We start from the raw sequence: 25,618 nt of genomic DNA on the forward strand, positions 1-25,618 counted from the left end.
CCTTTCGAGCACCAGCCGCATGTTCGGCTCAGTGCTCCTGGGCGCCCGGATCAACGTTCCTTGACATAAGGCACGCCGCCGGCGCGCGGCGGGATCGCCTTGCCGATGAAGCCGGCAAGCAGGATCACGGTCAGCACATAGGGCAGCGCCTGCATGAACTGCACCGGCACCTTGCCGATCAACGGCAGCGGCGAACCCTGCAGGCGGATCGCCGCCGCGTCGAGGAAGCCGAACAGAAGGCATGCGAACATAGCGTTGACCGGTCGCCATTTGGCAAAGATCAGCGCCGCCAGTGCGATGTAGCCCTTGCCCGCGGTCATGTCCTTCACGAAGCCGCCATTCTGCACCATCGAGAGGTAGGCGCCGGCAATGCCGGTCAGCACACCGGTGCAGATCAGCGCCCGGTAGCGCAGCCAGGCGACCGAGATGCCGGCGGTGTCGACGGCGGCCGGGTTCTCGCCGACGGCGCGCAGGCGCAGGCCGAAGCGGGTGCGAAACAACACCCACCAGGTGAACGGCACCATGGCGAAAGCGAGATAGACCAGAATCGAATGGCCGGACAAAAGCTCGGAATAGATCGGCCCTATAATCGGCACGTCGTGGATGGCGGCAGCACCTGGCAGAGTGATGGCCTCGAAACGCTCGCCCGGCTGCAGCGCCGGCGTTCGCCCGCCCTGCTGGAACCAGGCCTGGCCCAGAATGATGGTCGAGCCGGCGGCAACGAAGTTGATTGCCACACCGGAGACGATCTGGTTGCCCCGATGGGTGATCGAGGCGAAGCCGTGCACCAGGGCAAAGGCGACCGACATCACGATCGCCATGCCGAGACCGAGGAAGGCCGAATGGAAGACCGAAGCGGCGGCCGCACCTGCAAAGGCGCCGACCAGCATCTTGCCTTCCAGCCCGATGTCGAAAACGCCTGCGCGTTCCGAATAGAGGCCGGCGAGGCAAGCGAGCAGCAGCGGCACCGACAGGCGTATGGTCGAGTCCAGGATCTGCACGATGGCGATGAAGACGTCCATCTCAGGCGCCCTTCCCTTTGACCGCTTCGATGCCGACCGACCTTGGACTGAACGAGGCGAACAGCGCCTGGACATAGGGCCGGAACATGTGCTCCAGCGCGCCGGCAAACAGGATGACCAGGCCCTGGATGATGACGATCATGTCGCGGGAAATCGCCGGCATCTCGAAGGCAAGTTCGGCGCCGCCCTGGTAGAGCATGCCAAACAGGATCGCCGCCAGCACGATGCCGACCGGATGCAGGCGGCCCATCAGCGCCACGGCAATGCCGACGAAGCCGGCGCCGGAGACGAAATCGATCGCCACATTGTGCTGGTCGCCCATTACCGGGTTGAGTGTCATCATGCCGGCCAGCGCGCCCGAGATCATCATCGCGATGATGATGATGCGGGTCTCCGAAATGCCGGCATAGCGCGCCGCCTTCGGGCTGTGCCCATAGGTACGCATCTCGTAGCCGAGCTTGGTGCGCCAGATCAGCAGCCAGACCAGGAATGCCATGAGCAGCGCCAGCATGAAGCAGATGTTGAACGGCGCCGAGCGGATCTTGGCGCCGAACAGTTCGATGATCCAGTTGAGTTTGGGCAGTTCGGCGCCGGCGAGGAAGTTGCGCGTCTGCGGCGCCTGCGACGCTGCCGGCTTCAACGGCCCGACCAGGAGGTAGACCATGATCGAGGCCGCGATGAAGTTGAACATGATGGTGGTGATGACGATGTGCGACCCGCGCTTGGCCTGCAGATAGGCCGGGATCAGCGCCCACAGCGCACCGACGGCGGCTCCGGCGACGATCGCCAGCGGAAAGGTCAGCCACCACGGCAGCACAGTGTCGAAGGCGAGGCAGACCACGCCCACGCCAAGGCCGGCAATATAGGCCTGGCCCTCGGTCCCGATGTTGAACAGGCCGCAATGCGCGGCCACCGCCACAGACAGGCCGGTGAAGATGAAGGTGGTGGCATAGAACAGCGTGAAGGCAATGCCGGTTCCCTTGCCGAAAGCGCCCTCGACCAGGATGACGGCGGCACGAAGCGGGTTTTCGCCGACCAGCATGACGACGAAACCGGCAACGATGAAGGCCACGGACAGATTGATCAGCGGGATCAGCCCATAATCGGCCCAGGCCGGCAGTTTGGCGTAAGGCGTGCTCACTCTGCCGCCTCCTGGCGATCGATGCCTGCCATCAGCAGGCCAAGCTCGCCCTCGGTCGCCTCAGGGCCACGTTCGCCGACGATGCGCCCGGCAAACATCACCAGGATGCGGTCGGACAGCGAACGGATCTCGTCGAGCTCGACCGACACCACCAGCACCGCCTTGCCCTGGTCGCGCATGGCAATCAGCCGCTTGTGGATGAATTCTATGGCGCCGACATCGACGCCGCGCGTCGGCTGGCCGACGATCAGAACACCGGGGTCCTGCTCCATTTCCCGCGCCAGCACGATCTTCTGCTGGTTGCCGCCGGAGAAATTCGCCGTCTTCAGACGCGGATTGCCGGGACGGATGTCGTACTTCTCTATCTTGTCCTTGGCATCGGTCATGATGGCGTCGATGTTGAGGAACGGCCCATTGAGGTAGCGCGGGTCGTCATGGTAGCCGAGGATCGAATTCTCGTTCTCCTCGAAGGCCAGCACCAGGCCGACATGATGGCGGTCCTCCGGCACATGGGCGAGCCCACGGTCGCGCAACTCGCCGGGATCGGCGGCCCCGGTCAGGTCGATCGGCTTGCCATCGAGCATCACCGAGCCGGAAACCGCGCGCCTGATGCCGGAAATCGCCTCGAGCAGTTCGGACTGGCCGTTGCCGGCGACACCGGCAATGCCGACGATCTCGCCGGCGCGGATATCGAAGGAGATGTCGTCGACCATGGTGACGCCGCGCTGGTCTTTCACCGTCAGGTTCTTGACTGCGAGCTTGACCGCACCGGCCTCCGTCTCGCCCTTTTCGACCCGCAGCAGCACGCGCCGCCCGACCATCAGTTCGGCCAGTTCGCCGACTGTCGTCTTGCTGGTCTCGCGCGTCGCCACCATCGTGCCCTGGCGCATGACCGAGACATTGTCGGTGATGGCCATGATCTCGCGCAGCTTGTGGGTGATCAGCACCACCGTTTTGCCCTGGTCCTTCAATTGCCTGAGGATGCGAAACAGATGGTCGGCCTCGGCCGGCGTCAACACGCCCGTCGGCTCGTCGAGAATCAGGATCTCGGCGCCGCGATAAAGCGCCTTCAGGATTTCGACACGCTGCTGCAGGCCGACCGGCAATTCCTCGATGATGGCGTCGGGATCGACTTCCAGCCCGTATTCGCGCTCGAGCCGCTCCAGTTCGGAGCGCGCCTTGGCGATGCTCTTTTTCAACAGCGCATCGCTTTCGGCGCCGAGGATGATGTTTTCCAGCACGGTGAAATTGTCGACCAGCATGAAGTGCTGGTGCACCATGCCGATGCCGAGCGCGATGGCGTCGTTGGAGGTCTTGATCGACGCCGGCTTGCCGCCGACACGGATCTCGCCGCTGTCGGCCTGGTAGAAGCCGTAGAGGATCGACATCAGCGTCGACTTGCCGGCGCCGTTCTCGCCGACGATGCCGTGGATGGTGCCGCGTGCGATCTCCAGATTGATGTCGCGATTGGCGCGAACGGCGCCAAAACTCTTGTTGATGCCGATCAGTTCGATTGCGGCTTGCGCCATGCAGCCTGTCCCACTCTTATTTTTTTATCGCTTGGTCAAAACGCCTAGCATGATGCCCCACCCGTGCCAATTGGCGGCGCAGTGGCCACTCTCGACAAATCCCGGTGCGCTTGTCAATTTCGAACGTGGCCGCAGACCTTCACATTCACTAATATGCAAGGGTCAACAGTCGCATCATCATGCTGCAACTGCGTGCACCAAGACCTAGGGAGTTTCGAATGATCATGCCTGTCGACCGGCTGACGACGCTGGAAATCCGCGCCGCTGAACAGGAAAAGACCATCGAGGAACTGTCGGGCCAGATCGCCGAACAGTGGACGGCGATCGAACGCATGCAGCGCAAGCTCGATGCGCTGACCGGGCGCTTCATGGCGCTGGAGGAACAGTCGGCCCCCGACGTGCCGATAACCAAACCGCCGCACTGGTAGCAAGGAGAAGCCGATGGCCGGTGAAAGCGATCGCGTTGCGCGGGCGGGCGACTATGTGCTTGGCCTGATGAACGATCGCGACCGCGAGCGTGCCGAGCGCGACCTGGAGATCGATCCCGCCTTCCGCGACACGGTGATGCGGCTGGCCGAGCGTATGCATGTCTTCGATCGCACGGGGCGGCCATCGGGCGGCAGCGATCGCTGGCAGCTGATCTCGCAACGCATCGCCGAACTGCCGCAGATGCGTGTAGTCGGCCAGGACGAGGTAAAGCCGGTGATCGGCAGACTGGAGCGGAAGCCCTATGGCGTCGGCGTGCATTCGCTCGGCGGCCGGCGTGGCGCCGTCATCGCCATCGCGCTGATCGTGGTGTTTGCGGTGGGTTATCTCGTCGGTCTGTTGTCGACAGGAAGTGCGCTTCTGCCCTGACCTACGGCCAACCGCATACGGCGCTCCCCTCTCCGTCTCAGCTTCGCCGAGCCCGCAACGCCGGAACTGCCGATCTCCCCCCTTGCGGGGGAGATGGCCGGCAGGCCAGAGGGGGGTGTGAAGGATCGCCAACCTTAATGGCTTCCGTTGGGAATGAACGGTGAATTGGCTGTTAGGCCGAGGGACAGCACCCCCCTCTGCCTTGCCAGGCATCTCCCCCGCAAGGGGGGAGATCGGACGTCGCCGAGATCTTCGCCAATCTTCAACGTCCTTCCAACCCTCCAAAAACAAAACCGCCGGGCTTTCACCCGGCGGTTCGAAACCTAAAGCAATTTCAGGAAAAGTGTGAAGCGGTTTTCCGTCCGGAATTGCGTCAAAACAAAGAAATAACTTGCCGATCAATACGGGCAGGCGTTGTCGGCGGTGTAGTCGTGCACCTGGATCGTGCCGGCGATGATGTCGGCTTTCGCCTTTTCGACCGCCGCCTTCATCTCGTCGGTGACCAGCGCCTTGTTGTTGTCGTCCATGGCGTAGTCGACTCCGCCTTCCTTGAGGCCGAGATTTTGCAGGCCGCCTTTGAAGGTGCCGTTCTTGCCGTCCATGAAGGCGGTGTAGACGGCCACGTCGACACGCTTCAGCATCGAGGTCAGCACCTTGCCGGGCTGCAGGCCGTTCTGGTTGGAATCGACGCCGATGCCGAGCTTGCCGGCATCCGCCGCCGCCTGCAGCACGCCGACGCCGGTGCCGCCGGCCGCGGCATAGACCACGTCGGAGCCCTGGTCGATCTGTGTCTTGGCGATCTCGCCGCCCTTGGCCGGATCGTTCCACGCCGCGGGCGTGTCGCCGGTCATGTTCTGGATGACGTCGGTCGCACCGGCCGCCTTGGCGCCGCCGACATAGCCGCATTCGAACTTGCGGATCAGCGGAATGTCCATGCCGCCGATGAAGGAGACCTTCTTGGACTTCGAGGCCATCGCCGCCATGATGCCGACGAGATAGGAGCCTTCGTTTTCCTTGAACACAAGCGAACGGACATTGGGCATATCGACGGCATCGTCGATGATGGCGAAGTTGAGATCGGGATATTCCTTCGCGACCACCTTCAGCGCATCCTCCCAGGCAAAGCCGGCCATGACGATCGGGTTGCGGCCGTCCTCGGCGAAGCGGCGCAGCGCCTGCTCGCGTTGCGAGGCGTTCGACACTTCGAACTCGACATAGGCGGTGCCGGCCTCGGTCTTGAACTTTTCGGCGCCGTGATAGGCAGCCTCGTTGAAGGATTTGTCGAACTTGCCGCCGAGATCGTAGAGGATGGCCGGCTGGACATCCGCGGCGAAAGCCGGAAGAACCATTGCGGTTGCGGCCAGGAGGCCGAGAACGATACGTTTCATGTGATCCACACCCTGTCGGTTATTTTTTTCCGTTACGCGCCGCCCGCCTGCCCGGTTCTCCGGCAGGCATGCGGCATCAGCCAGGAGTGTACTCCCCTCCCGCTCAAGGCAATCTGGCACGGCCCGAAACAAAATTCACGCGGAATTTTGACCTTTTGGAAAAGCATGCCCCCCGTTGGAAAAACATGCCCAATGCGGTGACAGCTGTGGACGATTGCCGCGTTGTCGTCGCAAGTCCGCTGGGACAACCCATCAGCCCGGCGCGAATTCTCCGCCGCGCCGCCGGCGCCGGTAGCCGATCGCATAGAGGATGAAGGCAAGCACCGCGAACACGGCAAACCCCGGCTGGGCAAGCACCCAGGCGATGCCGCCATCCCATATCGTCGGATTGACCTTGGCGCGCACGAAGGTCTCGAAGGCCGCGCGGGTGTCGGGCGAAACCGCCAGCCAGCTCGAATTCAGCGGCGTCATGACCAATGTGGAAGCCGCCACCGAGCGCGTCGCGTCGAGCACGGCCATGATGACGGCGACCGAGAGTGCGATCATGGCCGCGAGGCGAAACAAAAAACGCAACATCGAAATCTTCCCCGGTCCTCAAGTTCCTCCCGAGGACCTTCCGGTCAAAGGCGAGGAATAGAATGCGCACGCCCCGCGTGCAATCGCCATACGCGAATTTGAAGCCTATCGCCCGCCTATATGGCCACCTTTCGGCTCCGCCGATGGACGAGCCAGACGCCGAGGACGCCGCCGCCAATGGCCCCGACCACCAGCCCGGCAAGGCCGATGAACACCGCGAAGTAGCCGCAGCCGCCTTCGAAACAGCTGATGTCGGTGGCTTCGGCGATCCCCGCGCCAAGCGCGAAGCCGGCGACGGCGCCGACGACGGCGCCGAGGGTGATGCCGGCCAGCGCGGCGACGATCGAACTAAAGGCTGACGGTGCCTGCGCTTCCGGCCTTGCATAAAAGGCCTTGGCCTCGTCGCCGCGGCGCAGCAGGTAAATGCAAAACAGGCCGATGACGATTTCGGTGGCGGCGATCGCAAGCTCCCTGGCGGAGACGGTGAAATCGGGCACGGTCAGCGCATAGACCTGCTCGGCCAGCCGCCAGGCGATAGTGGTGATCTGCCAGATGGTGAAATGACGCGGAAAGCGCGCGGAACGGCTTAAGGCGAGGCCGAGCAGATAAAGCCCCCACACGATGGTGACGATGTCGAAGGCCAGTCCGCCAAGCACGAAATAGAAGACCCTGTCCGGCAGGCCGGAACTCTCGAACAGCCACCGCGCCGAGACCAGCCAGTAGACCGACCATGCCATGACGAAGAGGAGCCAGACCACGGGCACGAAGGACAGCCCGCTGTCCGGAGGCCCTGCGGGCGTCAGCCCGCCTGGCATGCCTCCGGCCGGCGTTCCGCTGGCCGGCTGTTCATTGCTCGATGTCATGTCTGGACGTTGCCCCCGCAAAGCCTCCGCCGCACTCGACAGGTGGCGAGGGGCGAAGTCAAGCGCGGCCGGCCCTGCCGCCTTGCCCGTGCACACCATTCAGAACCGAAGCGCCTTAGAAGCGGAGCCGTTCAAAGCCCCGCGAAACGATGCATGGCCGGCAAAGCGAATAGACTGCCGTTATGGCTTGGCATTCGGCGCCGGATCGACTAGATGAGCCCCGCGCCTGTTTGATTGACGGGCGCCGGGAAGGGCATCCGCTGGTTGGCGGTGTCCATCAAGCGGGTCTTCCCGCAAATCCCAAAGGGATGCATCTCCCCAACCCGCGTGGCAAAACCGGCCGGCGCGAATGCAAGGACGGAGAGGTGGCCGAGTGGTTGAAGGCGCACGCCTGGAAAGTGTGTTTACGGGAGACCGTAACGCGGGTTCGAATCCCGCTCTCTCCGCCATTATCAAGCCAATGAAACCGCCTGCGATTTCCCACCCAGCGGGTGCGGCTGACTTTACTTCACATGCTCGCCCTGGGTTCATGGCGGATTGCCGGCTTGCTCGCCAAGCCAGGCTCAGAAATGCCGCGGAGCGATCCGGCGGTCGCCGTCACCTGTTCAACCGCCAGAGTTTCAAAGGCGTAGCCGGACCTCTGTCTTCACTCTTCGTGCCCCATCTGTCACCGTCGCAACCAACGCGTTAGTGCCGCCTGGTGCGGTCTCAGGTCGCAGATGAGGTAATTCCATGAATTATAACGATATCGACCTCAATCTATTGCGGGTCTTTGACGTGATGATGCGGGAAAGGAGCGTGACGCGGGCGGCTACCGAATTGGGCAGAACACAATCAGCTGTAAGCCACTCCCTGTCGAAGCTTCGGTATCTATTGCAGGATGAATTGTTCACCAGAGATGGCGGCGAGATGCGGCCAACTCCCCGGGCAGTTGAGCTGCTGTCGAATATTTCCGCCGCACTCGCAACGATCCGCGCATCGATCGACCGGCATCAGATCTTCAATCCAGCAACGACGCGACGCAACTTTCGCGTTGGACTTACAGATTATCATGCCATGGTTTTCATCCCGGGCCTCATTCGAGAATTTTCCAGGCAAGCTCCTGGCGCGACGCTGAACGTCATTCCCGCAAACGGACCCGAAATCGGTTCATCGGTCTATCTGAGACAAGTTGACTGCGCGCTGACGGGAGCAGCGATACGCGACGACCCAGGTCTCTTGAAGGTGGAGCTTGGTCAGGACCGATTGTTTTGCGCAGTGTGGAGCGGAAGCAAGATCGCCAGAAGCGCAATGACGCTGGAAACCTATCTGGCCAGTTCCCACCTCCAGATTTCCGCAGATGGCCTGGCGGAAGGCCTCGCGGATGCCGCCCTCAAACAGATGGGTCTTCGCCGCAATGTCGTTGCGACCATCTCGAACTATCCGGTGCTGCCCTGGGCGCTTCGCGGCACTGAACTGATTACCCATTGCGGTGATGCCATCCTGCAAATGCTGGATGAGAGGAGTGAGGTGACGTTGGTCCCGCCACCCCTTCCGATAGCGAATGTGAATGCCTGGCTTATTGTTCACCGCCAGATGGCGAATGACCCGGGAACCAGGTGGCTCCGGGAAATCATCGTGGGAATCTACAACGAATCGCGGAGCAAGAGACACCAAGGCACCCTCGGAGCACCGGGGTCGGCCGTAAAATAGGTCGCGGGCGCTGCTTCACCACTCAACCGCTTTTCAGCTGGGAGTGCTTCGCAACTATGAGCAGCGCTCATTTTCACAATGAGAACAATCGATTTGACGAATACTTGGGCTGGAGAGCACATTCCCTTCAACAATAACAGGGGAATGCCGAAATGAGATCAACGTTCAAGGGCCTACTTGCCCTCGCCATCGCGTGCACCGCCTCCTCGGCGTGGTCCGCAACCCTCGACAATGTCAAGAAAAATGGCGTGCTGACCTGTGGCACGAATTCGGCCACGGCTGGCTTCAGCCTTCCCGACAATGAAGGCAAATGGACCGGATTTGTCGTCGATTATTGTCGCGCCGTGGCCGCTGCCGTGCTCGGGGACGCGCAAAAGGTCAAGTTCATCCCATTGACGCCAAAGGATCGCTTCACCGCCTTGCAGTCGGGAGAGATCGACATTCTCGCCCACAACGCAACCTGGACATCGTCCCGCGATACGTCGCTAGGCATACTGTTTGCCGGCACGTATTTCTATGACGGCCAGGGGTTCATGGTGCGCAAGGCGGACAATATCACGTCAGCCAAGGGACTTGACGGCGCATCGATATGCGTCACCCAGGGCACCACGACCGAGTTGAACCTTGCCGACTATTTTCGCTCGCAGTCGATCAAGTACACGACGGTTGGTTTCGCAGACGAGGAAGCTGTCGTGAAGGCTTATGAGGAGGGACGTTGCGACGTCTTGTCCGCAGACACCTCCACCTTGAACGCGTCGCGGCTTCGCATGGCCAAGCCGGACGACAGCATTGTTCTTCCCGAGCTGATCTCCAAGGAGCCGCTTGGCCCGGCGGTGCGGCAGGGTGACGACCAGTGGTTCAATGTGGCGAAGTGGACGCTCTACGTCATGGTGGCCGCGGAGGAATACGGGGTCACCTCCAAGAACGTCGATGCCATGAAATCGTCTGACAATCCCAGCATCCGCCGCCTGCTTGGCGTGGAAGGCAGCATAGGCAAGGACATCGGGCTCGGCGATAACTGGCCGGTCGAGGTGATCAAGCAGGTCGGCAATTACGGCGAAGTGTTCGAACGCAATGTCGGCAAGGATTCGCCGCTGAAAATGGAGCGTGGCATGAACGCGCTCTGGAACCAAGGCGGCGTTCAGTACGCTCCGCCGATCCGCTAATGCATGTCGCTCAAAAATGGCCCCGGTTTTGAGACAACGACATGCATAACGAAGACCCTAAAGCGCGTCGCCTGAGTCCGTTCAAACCCGACGCGCTTTAGGCAAAGGCATGGTTGCAAGGCGCTGGCGTGTTACCGTCAGCGCCTTGCACAGACCCGATAGGAACAGCCCATGTCCCATTTGTCGCTTCCCGCGCCGTCGCGCAGGAGGTTGTCGCTGCACGATACGAAGGTGCGGGGCATCCTCTACCAGCTCTTGCTCGCCGGCTGCCTGCTGGCCTTGGCGCTGGGCATCGGCATGCAGACTGCATCGAATATGCGGGTCCGGGGGATTCCGCTCTCATTCGACTTTTGGAATGAGTTTGCCGGCTTCGACATCAATCAAACCCTGATACCGTACGATGCATTGTCCAGCTACGGTCAGGCGTTCTGGGTGGGAGTGGTCAACACCCTCTACGTCAGTCTCCTCGCAATCCTGTTTGCGACGTTGCTTGGCTTCGTCATCGGCGTTGCCCGCCTGTCGCCGAACTGGATCGTTTCGAAGGTGGCGACCGCCTATGTCGAGCTTGTGCGCAATGTTCCGTTATTGCTGCAGCTGCTGTTCTGGTACAACGCCGTCCTCAAGCCGTTGCCCTCGCCGAAGGCGTCCATCGCCATTCCCGGCGGCATCTACCTCAACAATCGCGGCCTCATCGTTCCGGAGATTCATTTGCATCCGGGAGCGGGTCTGGTGGGCCTGGCATTCGTTGCGGCCATTTCCTGCTGCGTTGCGTTCTGGTTTCGCGCCAGGAGCATCCAGAGACGGACGGGCAGGCAGCTGCCGGTGCTTCTGGTCAGTCTGGCGACCTTGATAGGATTTCCGCTGGTCGTGTTCCTGGCGGCTGGCGAGCCGGTCTCGTTCGTCGCTCCGCAGCTGCGGGGTTTCAATTTTCAAGGCGGGCATCAGCTCTATCCGGAGTTTGCCGCTCTCCTGATCGGTCTGTCGGTCTACACCGGTTCATACATCGCCGAGATCGTGCGAGGTGGAATTCAGGCAGTGCCAAAGGGCCAGACCGAGGCTGCGCATGCGCTGGGGCTGGCGCCGGGCAAGACGCTTCGTCTGGTCGTCGTTCCCCAGGCGCTGCGCATCATCATTCCCCCTTTGACAAGCCAGTATCTCAACCTCATCAAGAACTCGTCGCTTGCCGTGTTCATCGGCTATCCCGACCTCGTTCAGATCTTTGCCGGCACGGTGCTCAACCAGACCGGAGCCGCCGTCCAGGTCATGGCGATTACCCTGTCGGTCTATCTCGTCATCTCCCTTGCCACGTCGTTGGTCATGAACGCGTGTAACCGACATTTTGCAATTGTTGAAAGGTGACGGATGAGCGATCAGTCCATGCGTTCGCCAGTTGACATCAGCGCGCTCATACCAGCCATGGCGCCTCCCGCGGACGTTCGACCGGGTCCAGTGAGCTGGATGAAAAAGAACCTGTTTTCGACGCCGTCCTCAGGCGCGCTGACAATATGCTTTGTCCTCCTCGCCGCGTGGCTGCTGCATCACTTCCTGAGCTTTGCGATCTTCAACGCGGTCTGGAGCGGCGGCCACGAAGCTTGCCGTACGAACAGCCAGGGGGCTTGCTGGCCTTTCATCGCCGAGAAGTTCGACTACCTGCGATACGGCGCGTATCCGGTTTCCGAGCGGTGGCGGGTGGACCTTGCGCAGGCGATCGGCGCCATCCTCATCGTTTGGCTCCTGTGGACGAAGGCTCCGCGGCGCAAAGTGGCGGCGTTGCTGTTCTTCCTCGTCTACCCCGTGGCCGCGTTCGTTCTCGTGCGCGGCGTTGCCTGGCTTCATTTGCCTGTCATCGATACGACGCTCTGGGGCGGTCTCTTGATCACGTTGCTGATGTCGATCGTGGGTATCGTCTTCTCGCTACCGATCGGGGTTATCCTGGCGCTTGGACGCAGGTCGGAACTCCCTTTCGTCAAGACGGTTTGCGTCACGTTCATCGAAGTCGTCCGCGGCGTGCCGTTTATCACAGTGTTGTTCATGGCGAACTTCATGATGCCGCTCTTCGTCCCGGATTATCTGACGCCTGATCGACTGTTGCGCCCGCTCATCGCGATAGCGTTGTTCTCGTCCGTCTATATGGCCGAGGTCGTGAGAGCCGGCCTTCAGGCGATCCCGAAGGGCCAACACGAAGCGGCCAAGGCGCTCGGGATCGGCTACTTCGACATGATGCGCCTGATCGTCCTCCCTCAGGCGTTGACGATCGTCATACCGAGCATCGTCTCGACCTTCATCGGTCTGTTCAAAGACACGACTCTGGTCGCCATCGTCGGCATCGCGGATTTCCTGAAGGCCGTTGAAACGGCGCGCGTCGATCCGAACTGGGCAGGCCCGACGATCTCATCAACCGGCTACCTCTTTGCGGGGTTGGTCTACTGGAGCTTTTGCTTCGGCATGTCGCGTTACTCGCAATCTATGGAGCGCCAATTGGCGCGTGGCCACAAATCCTAGGAGGCGCTGATGATGCCACAAGCAATGCCCGCGGCAAGGTGACCATCAAATGGCTTGTGCAGACACGCCCGCATCGGCGCTTGGGCAACGACATATCGCGGGAATAGATTTCGACCAGATCCACGACCGTCAGCAGTTCGGATCTGTCAAATGGGCCAACCAGTGGGACGAGTTCTCTCCCCAGGTCGAGGGCCAGGACCTGCTGTCGCTGTGGACGGCGGATATGGACTTCCGCGCTCCGGAAACCGTCATCGCGCGACTGCGCGAGGCCGCGGAGCATGGCATTTACGGCTACACACGCCGCGATCCGCGCCACTATGAGATCGTGCAATCGTGGTTCGCGCACCGGCACAACTGGTCGCCGAAACTGGAGACCTTGCTTCCCGCGCCGGCGATCATGCCGTCCGTGGCTGCGATACTGCGAACCTTCACCAAGCCCGGTGACGGCGTCATTGTGCAGTCGCCCGTGTACTCGCCCTATTTCGAAGTTGTTCAGGGAAACGGGCGGGTTCTGCTTACGAACCGGCTGAGGCTGCAGAACAACAGATATGAACTCGATCTGGAGGATTTCGAGAAACTGGCGGCCGGCGGTGCCAAGGCATTCCTGCTGTGCAATCCTCACAACCCTGCCGGAATGGCCTGGACCCTCGAAGAATTGGCGGCGTTCAACGACATCTGCGAGCGCCATGGCATCCTGGTCATATCCGACGACATTCACTGCGACATAAGGTTGTCGGATCGCCCCCACATCGTCTTCTCCTCCATCTCGGAAGATGCTGCGGAGAAATCGTTCATCTGCACCGCTCCAACGAAGACTTTCAATCTTGCCGGGGTTCCTTCGGCAACCATTTCGGTAGCCAGCAAAAAGCGCCGCGAGGCGCTTCTTGCCGCAATGCAGGCGTCATTCATGGTGAATGCGAACTTTTTCGGCCGCCTGGCCCTGGAGGTTGCTTACAGCAGCGGCGCGCCGTGGCTCGACCAACTCACGCGCTACATCGCCGGCAACATCGATCTGGTTTGCGAGTTCGCCGGTGAACACCTTCCAGGCATCACGCCCATGCGGCCCGACGCATCGTTTCTGGTGTGGTTGGATGCGTGCGCGCTCGATCGCCGAGTGGGTGGAATTCAGAAATTCTTTGTCGATCGGGCCGGGGTTAATCTCTATGACGGCCGCGTCTATGGGCCTGGCGGCGAAGGCTTCATTCGCCTGAATGTCGGCTGCCCGCGTCCTCTGTTGCGCCAAGGACTGGAGCGCATGTCCAGCGCGCTGGCATCCCTGTGATCGACCGCCAGGGTGCTTCGGATGCGAGCCTGGTACTTGATGCCGGCAGCCGGTAAGGAAACGTCCGAGGGCGACGAGCCGGGTGGCCCGCAAGTCCGGATCCATAGCCGTGCCGGACACGACCCTCAAGCCAAAGTCGACATGTCCAGCTTGATCGCCGCTACCATTTCACAGCGAACCCGAGCTTGGCGCCCAGGGCGTGGCTATCGCCAAAATCCTTGAGGCTTGTCCGCGCTGTCCCTTCTCCGAAGACGGCGTAGCGACCGTCCGCCCAGCTCAGCGAGCCACCAAGGCCGACACCGCCCCACAGCGCCTGATTTTCGCTGACCAGTTTCGTGCCAGACACATCGACATCATTTCCGTCGAGGAAGTCGTAGTAAAGGTTGCCGAGCCCGTAGATGTGCGTACGGCTTACTTGCCCCGCATCGTCCACCCACTGGTCTTCATAGTCCGCGGAGAGGCCGAGCCGGCCAACGAGGCTGTTGCTGCTGCCGGGCGACACGACGGCGCCAAACGGGTCGGTGAACGCGTCGAAGTCGACCGAGGAATAGGCAAGCTGGGCCTGCGGCGTCAGCGACCAGTTGCCGTTGAGGGCGATCTTCTGTCCGGTCTCCACGCTCAGCCCGTAGCCGAAACCGTTGTTGCCGTCCGCAAGCGTGGTGCCCAGCGTGGCCGACCGGATGTCACTGTCATACCATGTCGCCTCGGCCTGCGCGTCGACGTAGAAGCCACCGCTGCCGAACCAGGTGAGCGTGCTGCCGACGCCGTAGCCGGTGGCAGCGATCGACCCTGCCCCGAAGATCGAGGAGACGTCCGACGACGCGGTTCCGTAGTGGGCCGTAATCCCTCCGATCAGGGTACCGGCGTCGCTTTCGTGCAGCAGGCCATCGACGCCGGCCTGCAGCTTCCAGGTGGTCACGTCATAGTTCGTGCCGGAGGTCGACGTCTCCGGCTTGATCTCGGCATGGGCAGCTTCGATGCGCGCCCATATCGCCTTGCCGTCGACCGAGCCCTGGCCTGGCAGGTCCGCACCTTGCGGCGTAGCACCCTCGCCCCACGAGCGATTGCCAATGCGTTGCTGCATGGTGCCCAGTTCATTGAAGGCCTGCAGCACCCCTTCATAGGCCTCGTACAAAGGCACGCCGGGCGAATAGAGCGGCTGCGGATCGGGATCGCCATTGACCAGGGCCGAGCGCAGATACCAATCGCCGTCGGCCGGTGTGCTGACGCCGCCTTGGTAAAGCCTGTAGGCATAGGCGCCCGCGACGACCGCTGCATCGCCTTCGAAGGTATAATTGCCGTCGAGCGAGAAGCTGCCGTTCGAGACGCCGCCGACGTCGACGATCTTGATGCCTCCGACCGTTTGGGCGCCGGACCCGCCGAAATTGACGACCTGAAGGGTACCCGTCCCTGACGTGTTGCCGGCGATCACCAGCATATTGGTCGGCGAACCGTCACCACCGAGCGCCGTGTTGAGGATGACGTTGCCGCCATTGCCGATATAGTCGCCGCTGACGGTAAGTGTGTCGCCTGGGACGCCACCCGCGATGCGCACCGTTCCGGCGTTGCTCAGCCCCGCAATCGTCTGGGACGTGCCGGCAAGATCGAGCGTGGCGCCCGAGGCGACGGAAAACTGCGAGGAGGAACTGAACGCGTTCGCAGCGCCCGCGGCAAGCGTGCCGCCGCTGACCGTAGTGGCGCCGGTAAAGCCTGAGTTGTCCAACGCAAGCAGCAGCGTGCCTTGGCCGTCCTTGATGAACGTACCGGCGCCCGAGAGCACGCCGGCATAGCTGGCGGAGGCGACTTGGTCGAATGTGAAGGAGGCGCCGGCGCCGATCGCGACATCGCCACCGAAGCGCTCGGCTGCCGAGACGAGGCCGCCTTGATTGACGGTCCAGTCCAGCAGCGACGTGCCTGACAGCGTCAGCACGCCGGCGCCATCCTTCATCATTGCGCCGGTGCCGGAGATATCGCCGGCGAAGCTGGCGTCCGCCGCCTGGTCGAACACGACAGTGCCGGAATTGCCGATGTCGCCACGAATCGAGGTTGCATCGCCGACCAGCGTGCCAGCGCTGACCAACGTGTTGCCGCCATAGCTGTTCGTTCCCGTAAGCGTCAGCGTGCCGGCGCCGGCCTTGGCAAGACTGCCGGCCCCCGAGATCACGCCGGACAAAGTGAGGTCAGCCATCGTGTCGAAGGTGCCGCCGGCCGCCAAAAGTGTGATATCGCGCGCCGAGGAGAAGACGGCGGTGTTGCGCAGCGTACCGCCGGAGAACGTCAGCTCGCCGGCAGCAACGCCGAGATTGTTATCGGCCGAAACCGAAAGCACGCCGCCCGAGACGGTCGTACCTCCCGTGTAGGTGTTGGCGCCTTCGAGCACCAGCGTGCCTGCATCAGTCTTGGTAAGGCTGCTTGCCCCGGTCAGCACGGAGGCGATGGTGGCTATATAGCCCGCTGCGGCCGGGGAGCCGTCGCCGACCCGGATGATGCTCTCGCCACCGGCGTCGGCGAGCGTGACGGAGTCGCCCTCGATGCGGTAGCCATCGGCAGCGAACTGCATGCCGGTAACCTCCAGCGCGCCGGCGCTGTCGTCGGTGGTGACGGTGCCGCCAAGCGTCTGGAAGATGGCGAAACCGGGTTGCGGCTTCATCGCGCCGGTCACCAGGCCGGTGCTCATCGTCCACGTCGGGCTTGCCGCAGTCCAAGTGCCGTTGCCGCCATCGACCAGATTGTTGTTGGCATTCCCGGCCGCGTCACCGTCCCAGAACAACAGGTCGTTACCGACACTGCTGATAAGATTGACCTGGTTGGCGACAGAAGTCTGCACCGTCAAATCGGCCGCCGTGACGCCGGCCGGCAGATTGCCGAGTTCGAGACCATTGTCGGTGAGGGCGCCGCCATAATTGATGAGCCGGTAGACGCCAGGGCCAAAGCCGCCTACATCGGTGATGTTGAGGCTGCCGTCCAGCGTCAGCGCTCCGGTCACCTCGATCAGGTCGTTGACACCGCCGCCGATAATTCCTGCCTGGCCGAGCTCGTAGTCGAGCATAGAACCGGAGCTCAGGCTGAGCGATCCGACCGTAAGCGTACCCGGACTGGAGCCGGGGGCCAGCACGCCACCATCGGCGACGATCACCGCGCCGCCTATCGAGCCGGAGCCGCCCAGCGTGCCGCCGCTGTTGACCGTCGTTTCGGTATTCCCAAGCGAACCTTCGACGACGAGCTTGCCCCCGTCGACCGTGGTACGGCCGGAATAGGTGCTGTCGCCGTTGAGCACCAGGGTGCCGGCGCCCTCCTTGTAGACGCCGCCCACGCCGCTCAGCTCGCCATTCGCGGTCAGCGTCGTACCCGCCGCCGCGCGGAAGTAGCCATAGGCGGAAGTGAGCTTGACATCGCGGCTCATGGCGAAGCTTGCTGTCGTGCCGAGTTCGCCGCCGTCGAGTGTCAGCAGGCCCGTAGCGGCACCCAGATTCTGGTCCGACGCGACCGAGATGCTTTTGCCGGTCCCGACCTTGGTGCCGCCGCTGTGGGTGTTGGCACCGGTCAGCGTCAGCGTGCCGAAGCCTTCGATGTCGACGCTGCCCGAGCCGGAGATATTTCCGCCGAAGGTGTGGGGGCCGAGGTCGAGAAACGAGACAGCGCCGTTGTCCAGGATGTCGCCACGGATCGCCACGGTGTCGCCGGCAAGCGTTCCTGCATTGACGATGTTGCCACCCGTATAGCTGTTGGACAAATTGGTGACGTTGAGGGTGCCGGCGCCGCTCTTGACCAGTGTGCCGGTGCCGGTCACCTGGCCTGACACGTCCAACTGCGTGCCTGCCACCGTGTCGAACCCGCCGGTCAAATTGATCAGGACATTGCGATTGGTGGCGAAGCTGGTGGTCGTGCGCAACGTGCCGCCGTCGAACGTCAAGCCGCCCGAGAGGGCGCCCAGATTGTTGTCACTCGAAATTTGCAGGGTCCCGCCGGACAAGGTCCAAGGCGTGACGGCAGTTGTCGTCCCCGTTAGGGTCCAGGTGCTGTTTCCGGTTTTCTCGTAGAACCCAAACCCGTCATATTTGGCGCCAGCGCCGATCTGCGACACACCGAAACTGGCGCTGATATCGCCACCCAGCTTGAATGTATCCGCGGCGCTGAAAGCGACCACATTGCCTGTGATGGTGGAGCCGGCCTGAATCTCCAGCGAATTGACGCCGCCGGTGAACTGGATGGCTTTGCCGGCTGCCGGCGTTCCGCCACCGGTGCCGACGGCACCGCCGCTGATCGTACCCGCATTGATGACCGCGATGTTGGCGCCCTTGATCCCTGCGGCGCCATCGCCGCCTGCCAAGGAGCCCTGACCGCCACTGCCGCCAACGATCGTCGCACCTAGCTTGTTGATGACGGTTCCACCTGAAAGCAGCAGAACAGCGGCGCCACCGTCCCCACCGCCGCCGAGAACTGTTCTTCCACCGGCACCCCCGAGCAGATTCCCGCTGTTCTGGATTGTCCTGCCGCCCATCAGGACGATGGCAGCTGCGCCGCCGCCACCACCTGCTTGGACCCCAATTGTGGAGAGACTCGTGCCGCCGGTAACGCTGCCGCCCGCCTCTACAAACACGTTTGCGGACGAGAATATGCCGACGCCGCCACCACCGCTGCCGCTGTTGCCATTGGTCCCACCTCGGCCGCCAGTGCCACCACTCACCGATCCTGTGCCAGTGACTGTAACGTCGGCCGTGGCACTGACGCCCACACCGCCACCGCCACCGCCGCCGCTCCTGACGACGCCATTCGTGCCAGGGGAGCCCAAAGCGCCGGCTCCGCCGCTGATGCTGGTTGCAATGGTCCCGTCTGTCGAGATGACCAGACCCGTAGCACCAGTGGCACCGGCAACGCCATTTGGGTTGTTGGCTGTCCCACTTACCGCTCCCGATCCTCCTGGCGCCCCGTCACCCGTCGTGAGGTCAATGCCACCACCACCGCCACCAGCGGTCGCGCCATTGGCGGCATTCTGACCCGTGGCACTCGCGAGCGCGCCGTCAACGCCACCTTGTCCAGCGCCTGCGCTGCTACCATTGCCGCCATCGGCCCGAGCCGGCGCGGCGCTCAGCGCAAGGGCAACAGTTAGGATCGTCAAGGCGGAAGTGCCGGAGCGAAGCGACACGACTTGCGGCAAGCGCGCGAGATGCAAAACCCAAAACCCATCACGCGCAATCCGCTCCGCCATGCCTAAGCTCCCTGATTCCTGAGTGCGCGAAAGCAGCATGAAAGCTATTCGCCCGCAAGAAGTTTATAGTCGTGAGAGCTACCAAGAAGCTAACGGTGATCAGTAAAATGAAGTCTGCGACTTTTGAGCGACAGAAAATAGTCAATATTAGATATAGCTTATTAAACAGAGACCTTACGGAATCGCGAGAACAATCTCGCTGCATGAATTTATGCGGAAACGTTCGGACCTCCTGGGCCCAGCCGATCCCATCGGGCGGAGGTGAGTTTCGCCTCTACGGGGGCGATGAGGCGCTAGGCTGCCCCTTGGGCGACCCTCACTATCCTGCAAGAAGTGATTCTGTAATCGACTCCCACTCTGCGTCTAGCTTGCCAGTTGCCACAGGCTGCCCGGCGCGGCGGTACCAGTAGGCTGCATTAGAAAGGTCGCCTTCTTTGCGGTGCAGATAGGCATGAACCCATACAGAGGCCGGATCAGATTCGTTGGCCTGCACACACTCATGCGCCCGCTCCCAATCGCCCTGTCTATCCCACCATAGAGCGTGGAGCGCCATCCCAAGATTCGCCGGGGGCTCTACACCCTGAAGGGTCGCACGGAACTCGTCGATGTCCATAGTTACCTCGCCTCTGGCTACGCCGGTCCTGTCCCGTTCCGTGCAACGAAATGCGCCCTCTGCCGGTGATTTGCTCTGTCGACTTTAGCAATGGCTCTGGCGATCTTTAGCGGAAACGGGGTTTTCGCTCGGCAAAGGCCGCATCAAGGGCTTCCAATTGACGAATGCTCGTTGCAGGGCTGCTTCCTGCTTCTAAGCTTCATGGACGGCAGAAGCTGCCACGGAAGCCAAAGGCGCTTCCAGGCTCCATGTTATGCCATGCGGACCGTGTTCGAGAATTCCCTGCCCACTGACCGCTGCGGGCGCAACCCGCTTCAGCACAACGGTTCCAAAGCCACCTTGTCCGACAGTCTGAACCTGCGGACCATCGGATTCGGCCCAGGTGAGGTGAAAGAGCCTCGAAGCACCGGAACCGGTGATGCCCCATGTGACCGAAATCCGGCCCTTGTCCCCTGAGAGCACGCCGTATTTGGCCGAGTTGGTCGCCAGTTCGTGGAAGGCAATCCCGAGATACTGAACTGCGTTGGGACTGAGCACCAATGATGGGCCCGACATTTCGATCACATCCCCCCGCGGGAAAGGCTCGACCTGGGCCGCCAAGAGGTCGCTGATCGTGGCACCCTTCCAATCCGCCGAAACAAGCAGGTCGTGAGATCGCGACAACGCCATGATGCGCTCGCGCACCTGGGTTTCAAAGTGTTTTGGCGTCTCCGATCGCTTGTTGGTCTCCCGGATCATCGACAGGATGACCGAATACTGGTTTTTCACCCGGTGGTTGACCTCGCGCATCAGCATGCGGATGCGGTATTCATTCTCCTTCGCCGACGTGATGTCTCGCGCTATCTTCGATGCGCCGGTGATCTGCCCAGTTGCGTTACGCACGGGCGATATCGTCAGCGAAACCGGAACCAGGCTGCCATCCTTGCGCAGGCGGGTCGTTTCGAATGGTTCGACGCGCTCGCCGCGGCGAATGCGTTGGAGGATGCGGGGTTCCTCGTCCTGATGGTCTTCGGGGATCAGCATGGTCACCGACCGGCCAATCGCTTCGTCGGCGGTATAGCCGAAAAGCCGTTCGGCGCCGTGGTTCCAGCTTTTTATGATGGTGTTGAGATCCTTGCTGACGATAGCGTCAAATGAGGATTCCACGATCGCTGACAGGTGCTGCCTGGTTTCTTCGGCACGCTGGCGGTCCGTCAGGTCCAGCAGCATGTTGACGGCGCCAATCAGAGCGCCGTGCTCGTCCCGCAGCGGTGTCGGGTAGGGCAGGAACGGAAAAAACGATCCATCGGGACGCTGCGCAACAGCTTGCTGATTGCGGACCGGCCTGTTCTCCTTGAGCGCGATGGCCATCGGGCATTCATCGTGCGGCAATTCCTTGCCGTCGGCACTGAACAGCTTGAACGTCACACACCATTTATCCTTGCCGACCTCAGGCTCCCTGCCTGCCAGATCGGCCGCGGCGCGGTTGTAGTAGGTGATCGTCCCATCCTGATCGGTCGTGTAGATGGCGACGGGTAGGCCGTCGAGTATCTGGTGATAGGTACTGTCATGCTGCCTGAGCTCCGAGCGGGTGTGCACCAAGTCGGTTACATCGACCGTGAAGCACCGGGTGTTGATCAGCTTGCCGTCCCGGAAATGTCCGCTTGAGGTGACTTCGACGTGCTTGATCGATCCATCGCTGGCCCTCAATCGCGCCGGATATCTTACGATCTTCTCGCCATTGGCAAGGCGACCCAAAATGTCCTCTATGACGTCCCGGTCGGGATAGAACTCGGCGATGTGGCAACCGAGGTAGTCCTCTGCGGGATAGCCGAGAAGGTCGAGCTCAGCCTGGTTGGCATGCACGATTACGCCGTCTGCGTTCACCAGATGGAGGGCAACGGCGCCGTTTTCGAAGAAATCCTTGTAATCGAAATCCAGACCGTCATTGCTGGACACCCCCGGGTTTTCGAAGGCGACAACATTCGCCTGTGTTGCTTCATGCATCCCAAACACCTTGTCCAGTCCAACCAAATATAATGCGGCTTGGATCAGTTGGTTCCCATTGCTCGCGGTCTCGACCCGCTGCGTACGGGAACCGGACCCTAAAAGGGTCGTAGCCTCGACTCGTCTTCCATCTACAAACGTGCGATCATCCGCGCATGGGCAAACCCTTGGTCCTTGTCGTCGACGACGAAGCCTTGATAGCACTGGATATGGAGTCCACTCTTTCGGAGGCGGGCTTTGCCGTGGCATTGGCGGCGACATGTTCCCAGGCGAAACGTTTTCTTGCGGACCATACCCCCGCCGCAGCGATCCTGGACGTCAGGCTGTCGGACGGCGAGGCTGTTGACGCGGCAAAAACCTTGGCAGGGCGGGCGGTTCCTTTCATCGTCTATTCCGGCCTGGGGCTCGAGGAAACCCCCGAAGCGTTCTCGTCCGGCGTAAGAGTGATGAAACCCGCCGGACCTGCAGAGGTGGTCCGGGCTCTCAAAGCGATGACCGCCGGGCAGCAGAAGGCGACGGGATAGCCGTGCTCTGAGCACCTTCGGTCTAAACTAGCCAGGCGCTGCCGGAGCAGCTGCCGCGCCTCACGGAGCAGCGAATTGCGGCCGGTGCCGATCAGGCGAACAAGGTCGCGCCCGTGATCCTCGGTGATGCCGGTCTCCCTGGCAATTGACAGCACCAGTGCTTCTTCCCTTCCACTTTCTTAGGGTCGTGCCTTGCCCGTGCTGATCATGCCTTCTCCATCGGCTCAACGCCAGGATCTGAGACTCATTCTTCGACGCACGGTCAACCTCGCTGTGCCGCGTTTGAGCGACAGAGATAGCGGCTCAATTATTGCGTTGCCAGAAACGATCCTGGCAACAGCCAAGTGGCCGGGTCCGTTCGTACGATAAAGCGCCCCGCGCAGGGACGGCGCCAGCATGGGCCAGATCGACCAGACAGATTGACCGGTCCTATGCCTCTCCGAAATCGGTTTCGTTTCTTGACGTCGGTTGCCGCTCGTAGTCAACGGGCGGCGGCAGGAGCATGATTTCGGTCTCCTTGCGGCCGAACTCTCGGCCGATCTGGAACGCCGCATAGATCGCGCCGAGGCGGATAAGGAATCTAAGCATGGGGGTTCTCCTTCGATGTTAGGAACCGCAAGGCCGCGAGATTGTTCCATGGTTTGCGAGTGGGGACGATCTTGCCGTCGCACCAGGCATTCCAGCGCCGGCGCGGCAATCTGAGACATGGCGGTGCGGCTAGGCTGTTGCGGCCGTTGCCTGGGCCGGGATCCGTTTTCGAGGGGCCGGACGGCGTCGATCGCGGCGTTTCGAAACGACTTTGAGGGGAACGGCCGGCGCTGGAGAAAGTGCGCCAAGCACAGCGTTGACCATGCCGTGCGCTACGAAATCGGCGCTGATGTCGGCGGCCAAAGCTTGCCTTTCTTGCCCGACATCGCCCTGCTCCGCGTCTGACCAGAACACAATCCCAATTCTCAAACCTGCCTTGGCGCGCTTCAGTCTCCGGACCAGAAAGCGGGCATGCTTGAGCGAATCCCGGTTCAGGAAACCGACCACGACGGTGTCGATCGCCTCTAGTTCGAGACGACGAATACCTGCCGGCTCCATATCGACAAAACTGGCCTTCGCCACCGTAGCACCTTGCACCTCCAGCACCTGAGCGAGCATGGCGGCAGCGGCATCGTCGAGTTCGCCGCGACCGCCGGCACAAAGCACCGACATGTCCTTGCCGTCGGGCAACTCGATCTCTTCCTCTTCGACGCCATCTGTTTCCCTGCTCGCGCTCCCTTCCGCGGTGGTTGCCGGCGCATCTTCCTCGCTTGCCTCTTCCTGTGCATCGTCGGCAAGATTTGCCACAAGAATTTGGGCGCTCGCCGCCACCTGCCTTCGCTGTTGATCGCCCATCACGCCACGCATGCGGTCCTGCTCGCCCAACAGGAGAGCAGGAATGGCGACAGTGTCGTAGAAATCGATCAGGTACTTCTCCTCGAGGATCTCCTCGGCATGGTCAGTTGCCTCGTCGGGATCGCCGGCCAGGAGCCGTTGATAGAGCCGGGCGTGAGCTTCAAGGACGGGCTCGTTGCCAAACAGGACGTCGAGAAATTCGAACTGCGGAACATGTCGCCCGAGGACGACGAGGCAAACTGTCAGCGGCGTCGAAAGGACCAGGCCGAGTGGCCCCCACAACCATGTCCAGAAAATTGCCGCAACGATGATTGCCAAAGGAGAAAGTCCCGTGCGCGAGCCATAGAGCCACGGTTCGATGACGTTGCCGGTTACCAATTCCATCACGACAAACAGTGCGGCGGTCCACAGCACCAGCGACCAGCCGGGCGCAACCGCCAAGGCCAGAAACAAGGGCAGCAGCATGCCGATAACAGGGCCGATATAGGGAACGAAGCGCAGCGCCAGTGCCAGCAACCCCCACAGCAGCGCGTTGGGAATGCCGAGCACCCAAAGGCCAATCGCGATTGGTATCGCGTAGACGATGTTCACCACCAATTGCATGATCAGATAACGGCCAACCCGTTTGCCGGCATCCTGCAATGCCTGCGTTGTGCGATGGAGGTCGCCATAGCCGACGAGGCGGATAAACCGGTCGCGCAGATCCTCGCGCTCAAGCAACATGAAGATGACGACGATGATGATCAGGCCAGCTGATGCCAGCGGGCTGATCAACGGTCCGATGATGTTCTGCAATACCTCCAGAGGTCTCTCGCGGGCGACGATCTCGACGGGAACAGGCTCGCGCCGGGGCTTGTCGGCCGCAGGCGGCGCCACATCCTGCTTGTCGATCTCCTGACCGACGCGCTCGATCACCCCGCTCAGCCTGGCAATTATGCCGCCACCAACGCCCGTCTCCTTGAGGGAACGCACCTTGGTCAGAATGTTTGTCTGGTAGACGGAAATGTTCTGAGCAAGCTCGCTTACCTGGGTCGCAACAATGAAGCTGAACAGGCCCAGGGCCGCGAATGCGCCAATCACGCTCAGAAGCACTGCAGGCAGCCGAGGCAAGCCGACACGCTTCAGTGCGGAGACCATCGGCACCAGCGCAAAGGTCAAAAGCAGCGCGATGGCAATGGGAAGGAACACCTCACGACCGAAATACAGCGCAGCTACTGTCGTGACGATGGTTGCCACGGTAGGCAGAGCTGTGCGCGGATGGGCATTGCCTGCCGCAAGAATCCGTCCTAGCCCCCGCTCGGACGATGAGATGTCGTTTCGACGATTGGCAGCCACGTGATTCCCCCCGTTTCCTAGCGATAGTTAGACCCATTCGCCTGCCGGGCAATGTTTAGCAGGGCCGAATACATACGTTTTGCGGTTTTGCGCCCTGGGCGCTGTGCTCCGACGGTTCAGTCGATATCGTCGGAGCCGCAAATCTGTGGTAAAGCCGCCGCCCAACCAACCAAAGGACGACATCTGTGAGCGAACCGACTGTGGCCGAAGCGACCGAAAGTATCTATGCCTCGCTGCGGGCGGACAATGCCGACATCGACGCCCATATCGCGACGCTCAAGGCTGCGCTGACACGAGAGGGCGCAAAACAGGCGGTGTTCGATCCGGCCAAATTGGCCCAGAACAACCGCTCGGGCCGTAAGTTGATGCAGGCTTATTTTCGCCAGCGCGGCGTGAGCGTGAAGTTTTCGGACCAGTAGCGCGCGGCAGCTTCGGAGAAACCGCGTCTCGACGGACGGTCCGTATCTCGCCCGCTCCGCCCTGCGGTGGGCTTTCGTCAATCCTAGGCGAATGGCCGCCTTGCCCTGCCCAGGTCGGTGTCACCCCCTGCCC

Annotated in this window: 21 protein-coding genes and 1 tRNA gene; 10 read left to right on the plus strand and 12 right to left on the minus strand. The window is 61.8% G+C overall.

The window, feature by feature from the left end:
• Positions 1 to 50 precede the first annotated feature (50 nt).
• From AC3EML_RS29495 to AC3EML_RS29505, 3 genes are read right to left on the minus strand one after another with little or no spacing between them, the layout of a single operon-like run.
• Positions 51 to 1,022: an ABC transporter permease gene (locus tag AC3EML_RS29495; protein ID WP_023683182.1), complete on the minus strand. Its 972-nt coding sequence runs from the start codon at positions 1,020 to 1,022 to the stop codon at positions 51 to 53.
• Position 1,023: 1 nt separating this feature from the next.
• The gene (locus AC3EML_RS29500; protein WP_352521452.1) at positions 1,024 to 2,163 is read right to left on the minus strand and encodes an ABC transporter permease; all 1,140 of its coding nucleotides are present in this window, start codon (positions 2,161 to 2,163) and stop codon (positions 1,024 to 1,026) included.
• A complete protein-coding gene (locus AC3EML_RS29505) occupies positions 2,160 to 3,692 on the minus strand; it encodes an ABC transporter ATP-binding protein (protein WP_023671123.1) in 1,533 nt (510 codons plus the stop codon). Before AC3EML_RS29505 ends, AC3EML_RS29500 begins: the two co-directional genes overlap by 4 nt.
• A gap of 221 nt (positions 3,693 to 3,913) precedes the next feature.
• On the opposite strand from AC3EML_RS29505, the gene AC3EML_RS29510 reads away from it, so the two are divergent.
• On the plus strand, positions 3,914 to 4,120 hold the full coding sequence (locus AC3EML_RS29510; protein WP_196813821.1) for a SlyX family protein: 207 nt from the start codon (positions 3,914 to 3,916) through the stop codon (positions 4,118 to 4,120).
• A 13-nt stretch (positions 4,121 to 4,133) separates the two neighbouring features.
• Complete coding sequence (locus AC3EML_RS29515; RefSeq protein ID WP_023671121.1) at positions 4,134 to 4,547, plus strand: hypothetical protein; 414 nt, start codon at positions 4,134 to 4,136, stop codon at positions 4,545 to 4,547.
• 398 nt (positions 4,548 to 4,945) lie between these two features.
• On the opposite strand, the gene AC3EML_RS29520 is transcribed toward AC3EML_RS29515, so the two are convergent.
• From AC3EML_RS29520 to AC3EML_RS29530, 3 genes are all read right to left on the minus strand, one after another.
• On the minus strand, positions 4,946 to 5,935 hold the full coding sequence (locus tag AC3EML_RS29520) for a BMP family lipoprotein (RefSeq protein WP_352521453.1): 990 nt from the start codon (positions 5,933 to 5,935) through the stop codon (positions 4,946 to 4,948).
• A 252-nt stretch (positions 5,936 to 6,187) separates the two neighbouring features.
• The gene (locus tag AC3EML_RS29525) at positions 6,188 to 6,511 is read right to left on the minus strand and encodes a hypothetical protein (RefSeq protein WP_023671119.1); all 324 of its coding nucleotides are present in this window, start codon (positions 6,509 to 6,511) and stop codon (positions 6,188 to 6,190) included.
• A gap of 116 nt (positions 6,512 to 6,627) precedes the next feature.
• Entirely contained in the window at positions 6,628 to 7,374 is a 747-nt protein-coding gene (locus AC3EML_RS29530) for a hypothetical protein (RefSeq protein ID WP_023671118.1), read from the minus strand.
• 359 nt (positions 7,375 to 7,733) lie between these two features.
• Between AC3EML_RS29530 and AC3EML_RS29535 the strand changes: the two genes are divergently transcribed.
• The 6 genes from AC3EML_RS29535 to AC3EML_RS29560 all read left to right on the plus strand — a co-directional run bounded on the left by AC3EML_RS29535 (position 7,734) and on the right by AC3EML_RS29560 (position 14,016).
• Positions 7,734 to 7,823 (plus strand) — tRNA-Ser (locus AC3EML_RS29535).
• Positions 7,824 to 8,106: 283 nt separating this feature from the next.
• Complete coding sequence (locus AC3EML_RS29540) at positions 8,107 to 9,066, plus strand: LysR family transcriptional regulator (RefSeq protein WP_352521454.1); 960 nt, start codon at positions 8,107 to 8,109, stop codon at positions 9,064 to 9,066.
• A gap of 152 nt (positions 9,067 to 9,218) precedes the next feature.
• Entirely contained in the window at positions 9,219 to 10,232 is a 1,014-nt protein-coding gene (locus AC3EML_RS29545; RefSeq protein WP_023735055.1) for an amino acid ABC transporter substrate-binding protein, read from the plus strand.
• A gap of 171 nt (positions 10,233 to 10,403) precedes the next feature.
• Positions 10,404 to 11,591: an amino acid ABC transporter permease gene (locus AC3EML_RS29550; RefSeq protein ID WP_488505373.1), complete on the plus strand. Its 1,188-nt coding sequence runs from the start codon at positions 10,404 to 10,406 to the stop codon at positions 11,589 to 11,591.
• Positions 11,592 to 11,609: 18 nt separating this feature from the next.
• A complete protein-coding gene (locus tag AC3EML_RS29555; protein ID WP_488505415.1) occupies positions 11,610 to 12,734 on the plus strand; it encodes an amino acid ABC transporter permease in 1,125 nt (374 codons plus the stop codon).
• A gap of 49 nt (positions 12,735 to 12,783) precedes the next feature.
• Complete coding sequence (locus tag AC3EML_RS29560) at positions 12,784 to 14,016, plus strand: MalY/PatB family protein (protein ID WP_352521456.1); 1,233 nt, start codon at positions 12,784 to 12,786, stop codon at positions 14,014 to 14,016.
• 160 nt (positions 14,017 to 14,176) lie between these two features.
• Here AC3EML_RS29560 and AC3EML_RS29565 read toward each other — a convergent pair whose 3' ends face one another.
• The 4 genes from AC3EML_RS29565 to AC3EML_RS29580 form a co-directional block, all read right to left on the minus strand.
• Positions 14,177 to 18,808: an autotransporter outer membrane beta-barrel domain-containing protein gene (locus AC3EML_RS29565; RefSeq protein WP_352521457.1), complete on the minus strand. Its 4,632-nt coding sequence runs from the start codon at positions 18,806 to 18,808 to the stop codon at positions 14,177 to 14,179.
• Positions 18,809 to 18,918: 110 nt separating this feature from the next.
• Positions 18,919 to 19,074, minus strand: a complete 156-nt coding sequence (locus AC3EML_RS29570; RefSeq protein WP_352521458.1) for a hypothetical protein — start codon at positions 19,072 to 19,074, stop codon at positions 18,919 to 18,921.
• Positions 19,075 to 19,544: 470 nt separating this feature from the next.
• Complete coding sequence (locus tag AC3EML_RS29575; RefSeq protein ID WP_023704064.1) at positions 19,545 to 19,838, minus strand: hypothetical protein; 294 nt, start codon at positions 19,836 to 19,838, stop codon at positions 19,545 to 19,547.
• A gap of 192 nt (positions 19,839 to 20,030) precedes the next feature.
• The gene (locus AC3EML_RS29580) at positions 20,031 to 21,824 is read right to left on the minus strand and encodes a PAS domain S-box protein (RefSeq protein WP_352521459.1); all 1,794 of its coding nucleotides are present in this window, start codon (positions 21,822 to 21,824) and stop codon (positions 20,031 to 20,033) included.
• Positions 21,825 to 21,979: 155 nt separating this feature from the next.
• On the opposite strand from AC3EML_RS29580, the gene AC3EML_RS29585 reads away from it, so the two are divergent.
• Complete coding sequence (locus AC3EML_RS29585) at positions 21,980 to 22,348, plus strand: response regulator (RefSeq protein WP_023671108.1); 369 nt, start codon at positions 21,980 to 21,982, stop codon at positions 22,346 to 22,348.
• Positions 22,349 to 22,777: 429 nt separating this feature from the next.
• Here AC3EML_RS29585 and AC3EML_RS29590 read toward each other — a convergent pair whose 3' ends face one another.
• Both AC3EML_RS29590 and AC3EML_RS29595 read right to left on the minus strand, forming a co-directional pair.
• Complete coding sequence (locus AC3EML_RS29590; protein ID WP_023671107.1) at positions 22,778 to 22,936, minus strand: hypothetical protein; 159 nt, start codon at positions 22,934 to 22,936, stop codon at positions 22,778 to 22,780.
• A 129-nt stretch (positions 22,937 to 23,065) separates the two neighbouring features.
• On the minus strand, positions 23,066 to 25,066 hold the full coding sequence (locus AC3EML_RS29595; RefSeq protein WP_023671106.1) for an AI-2E family transporter: 2,001 nt from the start codon (positions 25,064 to 25,066) through the stop codon (positions 23,066 to 23,068).
• A 185-nt stretch (positions 25,067 to 25,251) separates the two neighbouring features.
• Here AC3EML_RS29595 and AC3EML_RS29600 point away from each other — a divergent pair, with 185 nt between their 5' ends.
• Positions 25,252 to 25,485 (plus strand): hypothetical protein, encoded by a 234-nt coding sequence (locus AC3EML_RS29600; RefSeq protein WP_023686482.1) that lies wholly within the window; start codon positions 25,252 to 25,254, stop codon positions 25,483 to 25,485.
• Positions 25,486 to 25,618 lie beyond the last annotated feature (133 nt).

Source organism: Mesorhizobium sp. P170090, assembly GCF_057786115.1.

Coding starts and splice junctions, on each gene's coding strand:
- AC3EML_RS29555 (WP_488505415.1), top strand. CDS start 11,610: ATGCGTTCGCCAGTTGACATCAGCGCGCTCATACCAGCCATGGCGCCT.
- AC3EML_RS29525 (WP_023671119.1), bottom strand. CDS start 6,511: ATGTTGCGTTTTTTGTTTCGCCTCGCGGCCATGATCGCACTCTCGGTC.
- AC3EML_RS29545 (WP_023735055.1), top strand. CDS start 9,219: ATGAGATCAACGTTCAAGGGCCTACTTGCCCTCGCCATCGCGTGCACC.
- AC3EML_RS29550 (WP_488505373.1), top strand. CDS start 10,404: ATGTCCCATTTGTCGCTTCCCGCGCCGTCGCGCAGGAGGTTGTCGCTG.
- AC3EML_RS29580 (WP_352521459.1), bottom strand. CDS start 21,824: ATGCATGAAGCAACACAGGCGAATGTTGTCGCCTTCGAAAACCCGGGG.
- AC3EML_RS29575 (WP_023704064.1), bottom strand. CDS start 19,838: ATGGACATCGACGAGTTCCGTGCGACCCTTCAGGGTGTAGAGCCCCCG.
- AC3EML_RS29560 (WP_352521456.1), top strand. CDS start 12,784: ATGGCTTGTGCAGACACGCCCGCATCGGCGCTTGGGCAACGACATATC.
- AC3EML_RS29570 (WP_352521458.1), bottom strand. CDS start 19,074: ATGGTAGCAGCGCAGGCGCTGGACAAGGTGGCGTTGACGGCGCGCTCG.
- AC3EML_RS29590 (WP_023671107.1), bottom strand. CDS start 22,936: ATGCTTAGATTCCTTATCCGCCTCGGCGCGATCTATGCGGCGTTCCAG.
- AC3EML_RS29515 (WP_023671121.1), top strand. CDS start 4,134: ATGGCCGGTGAAAGCGATCGCGTTGCGCGGGCGGGCGACTATGTGCTT.
- AC3EML_RS29540 (WP_352521454.1), top strand. CDS start 8,107: ATGAATTATAACGATATCGACCTCAATCTATTGCGGGTCTTTGACGTG.
- AC3EML_RS29530 (WP_023671118.1), bottom strand. CDS start 7,374: ATGACATCGAGCAATGAACAGCCGGCCAGCGGAACGCCGGCCGGAGGC.
- AC3EML_RS29505 (WP_023671123.1), bottom strand. CDS start 3,692: ATGGCGCAAGCCGCAATCGAACTGATCGGCATCAACAAGAGTTTTGGC.
- AC3EML_RS29585 (WP_023671108.1), top strand. CDS start 21,980: ATGGGCAAACCCTTGGTCCTTGTCGTCGACGACGAAGCCTTGATAGCA.
- AC3EML_RS29495 (WP_023683182.1), bottom strand. CDS start 1,022: ATGGACGTCTTCATCGCCATCGTGCAGATCCTGGACTCGACCATACGC.
- AC3EML_RS29520 (WP_352521453.1), bottom strand. CDS start 5,935: ATGAAACGTATCGTTCTCGGCCTCCTGGCCGCAACCGCAATGGTTCTT.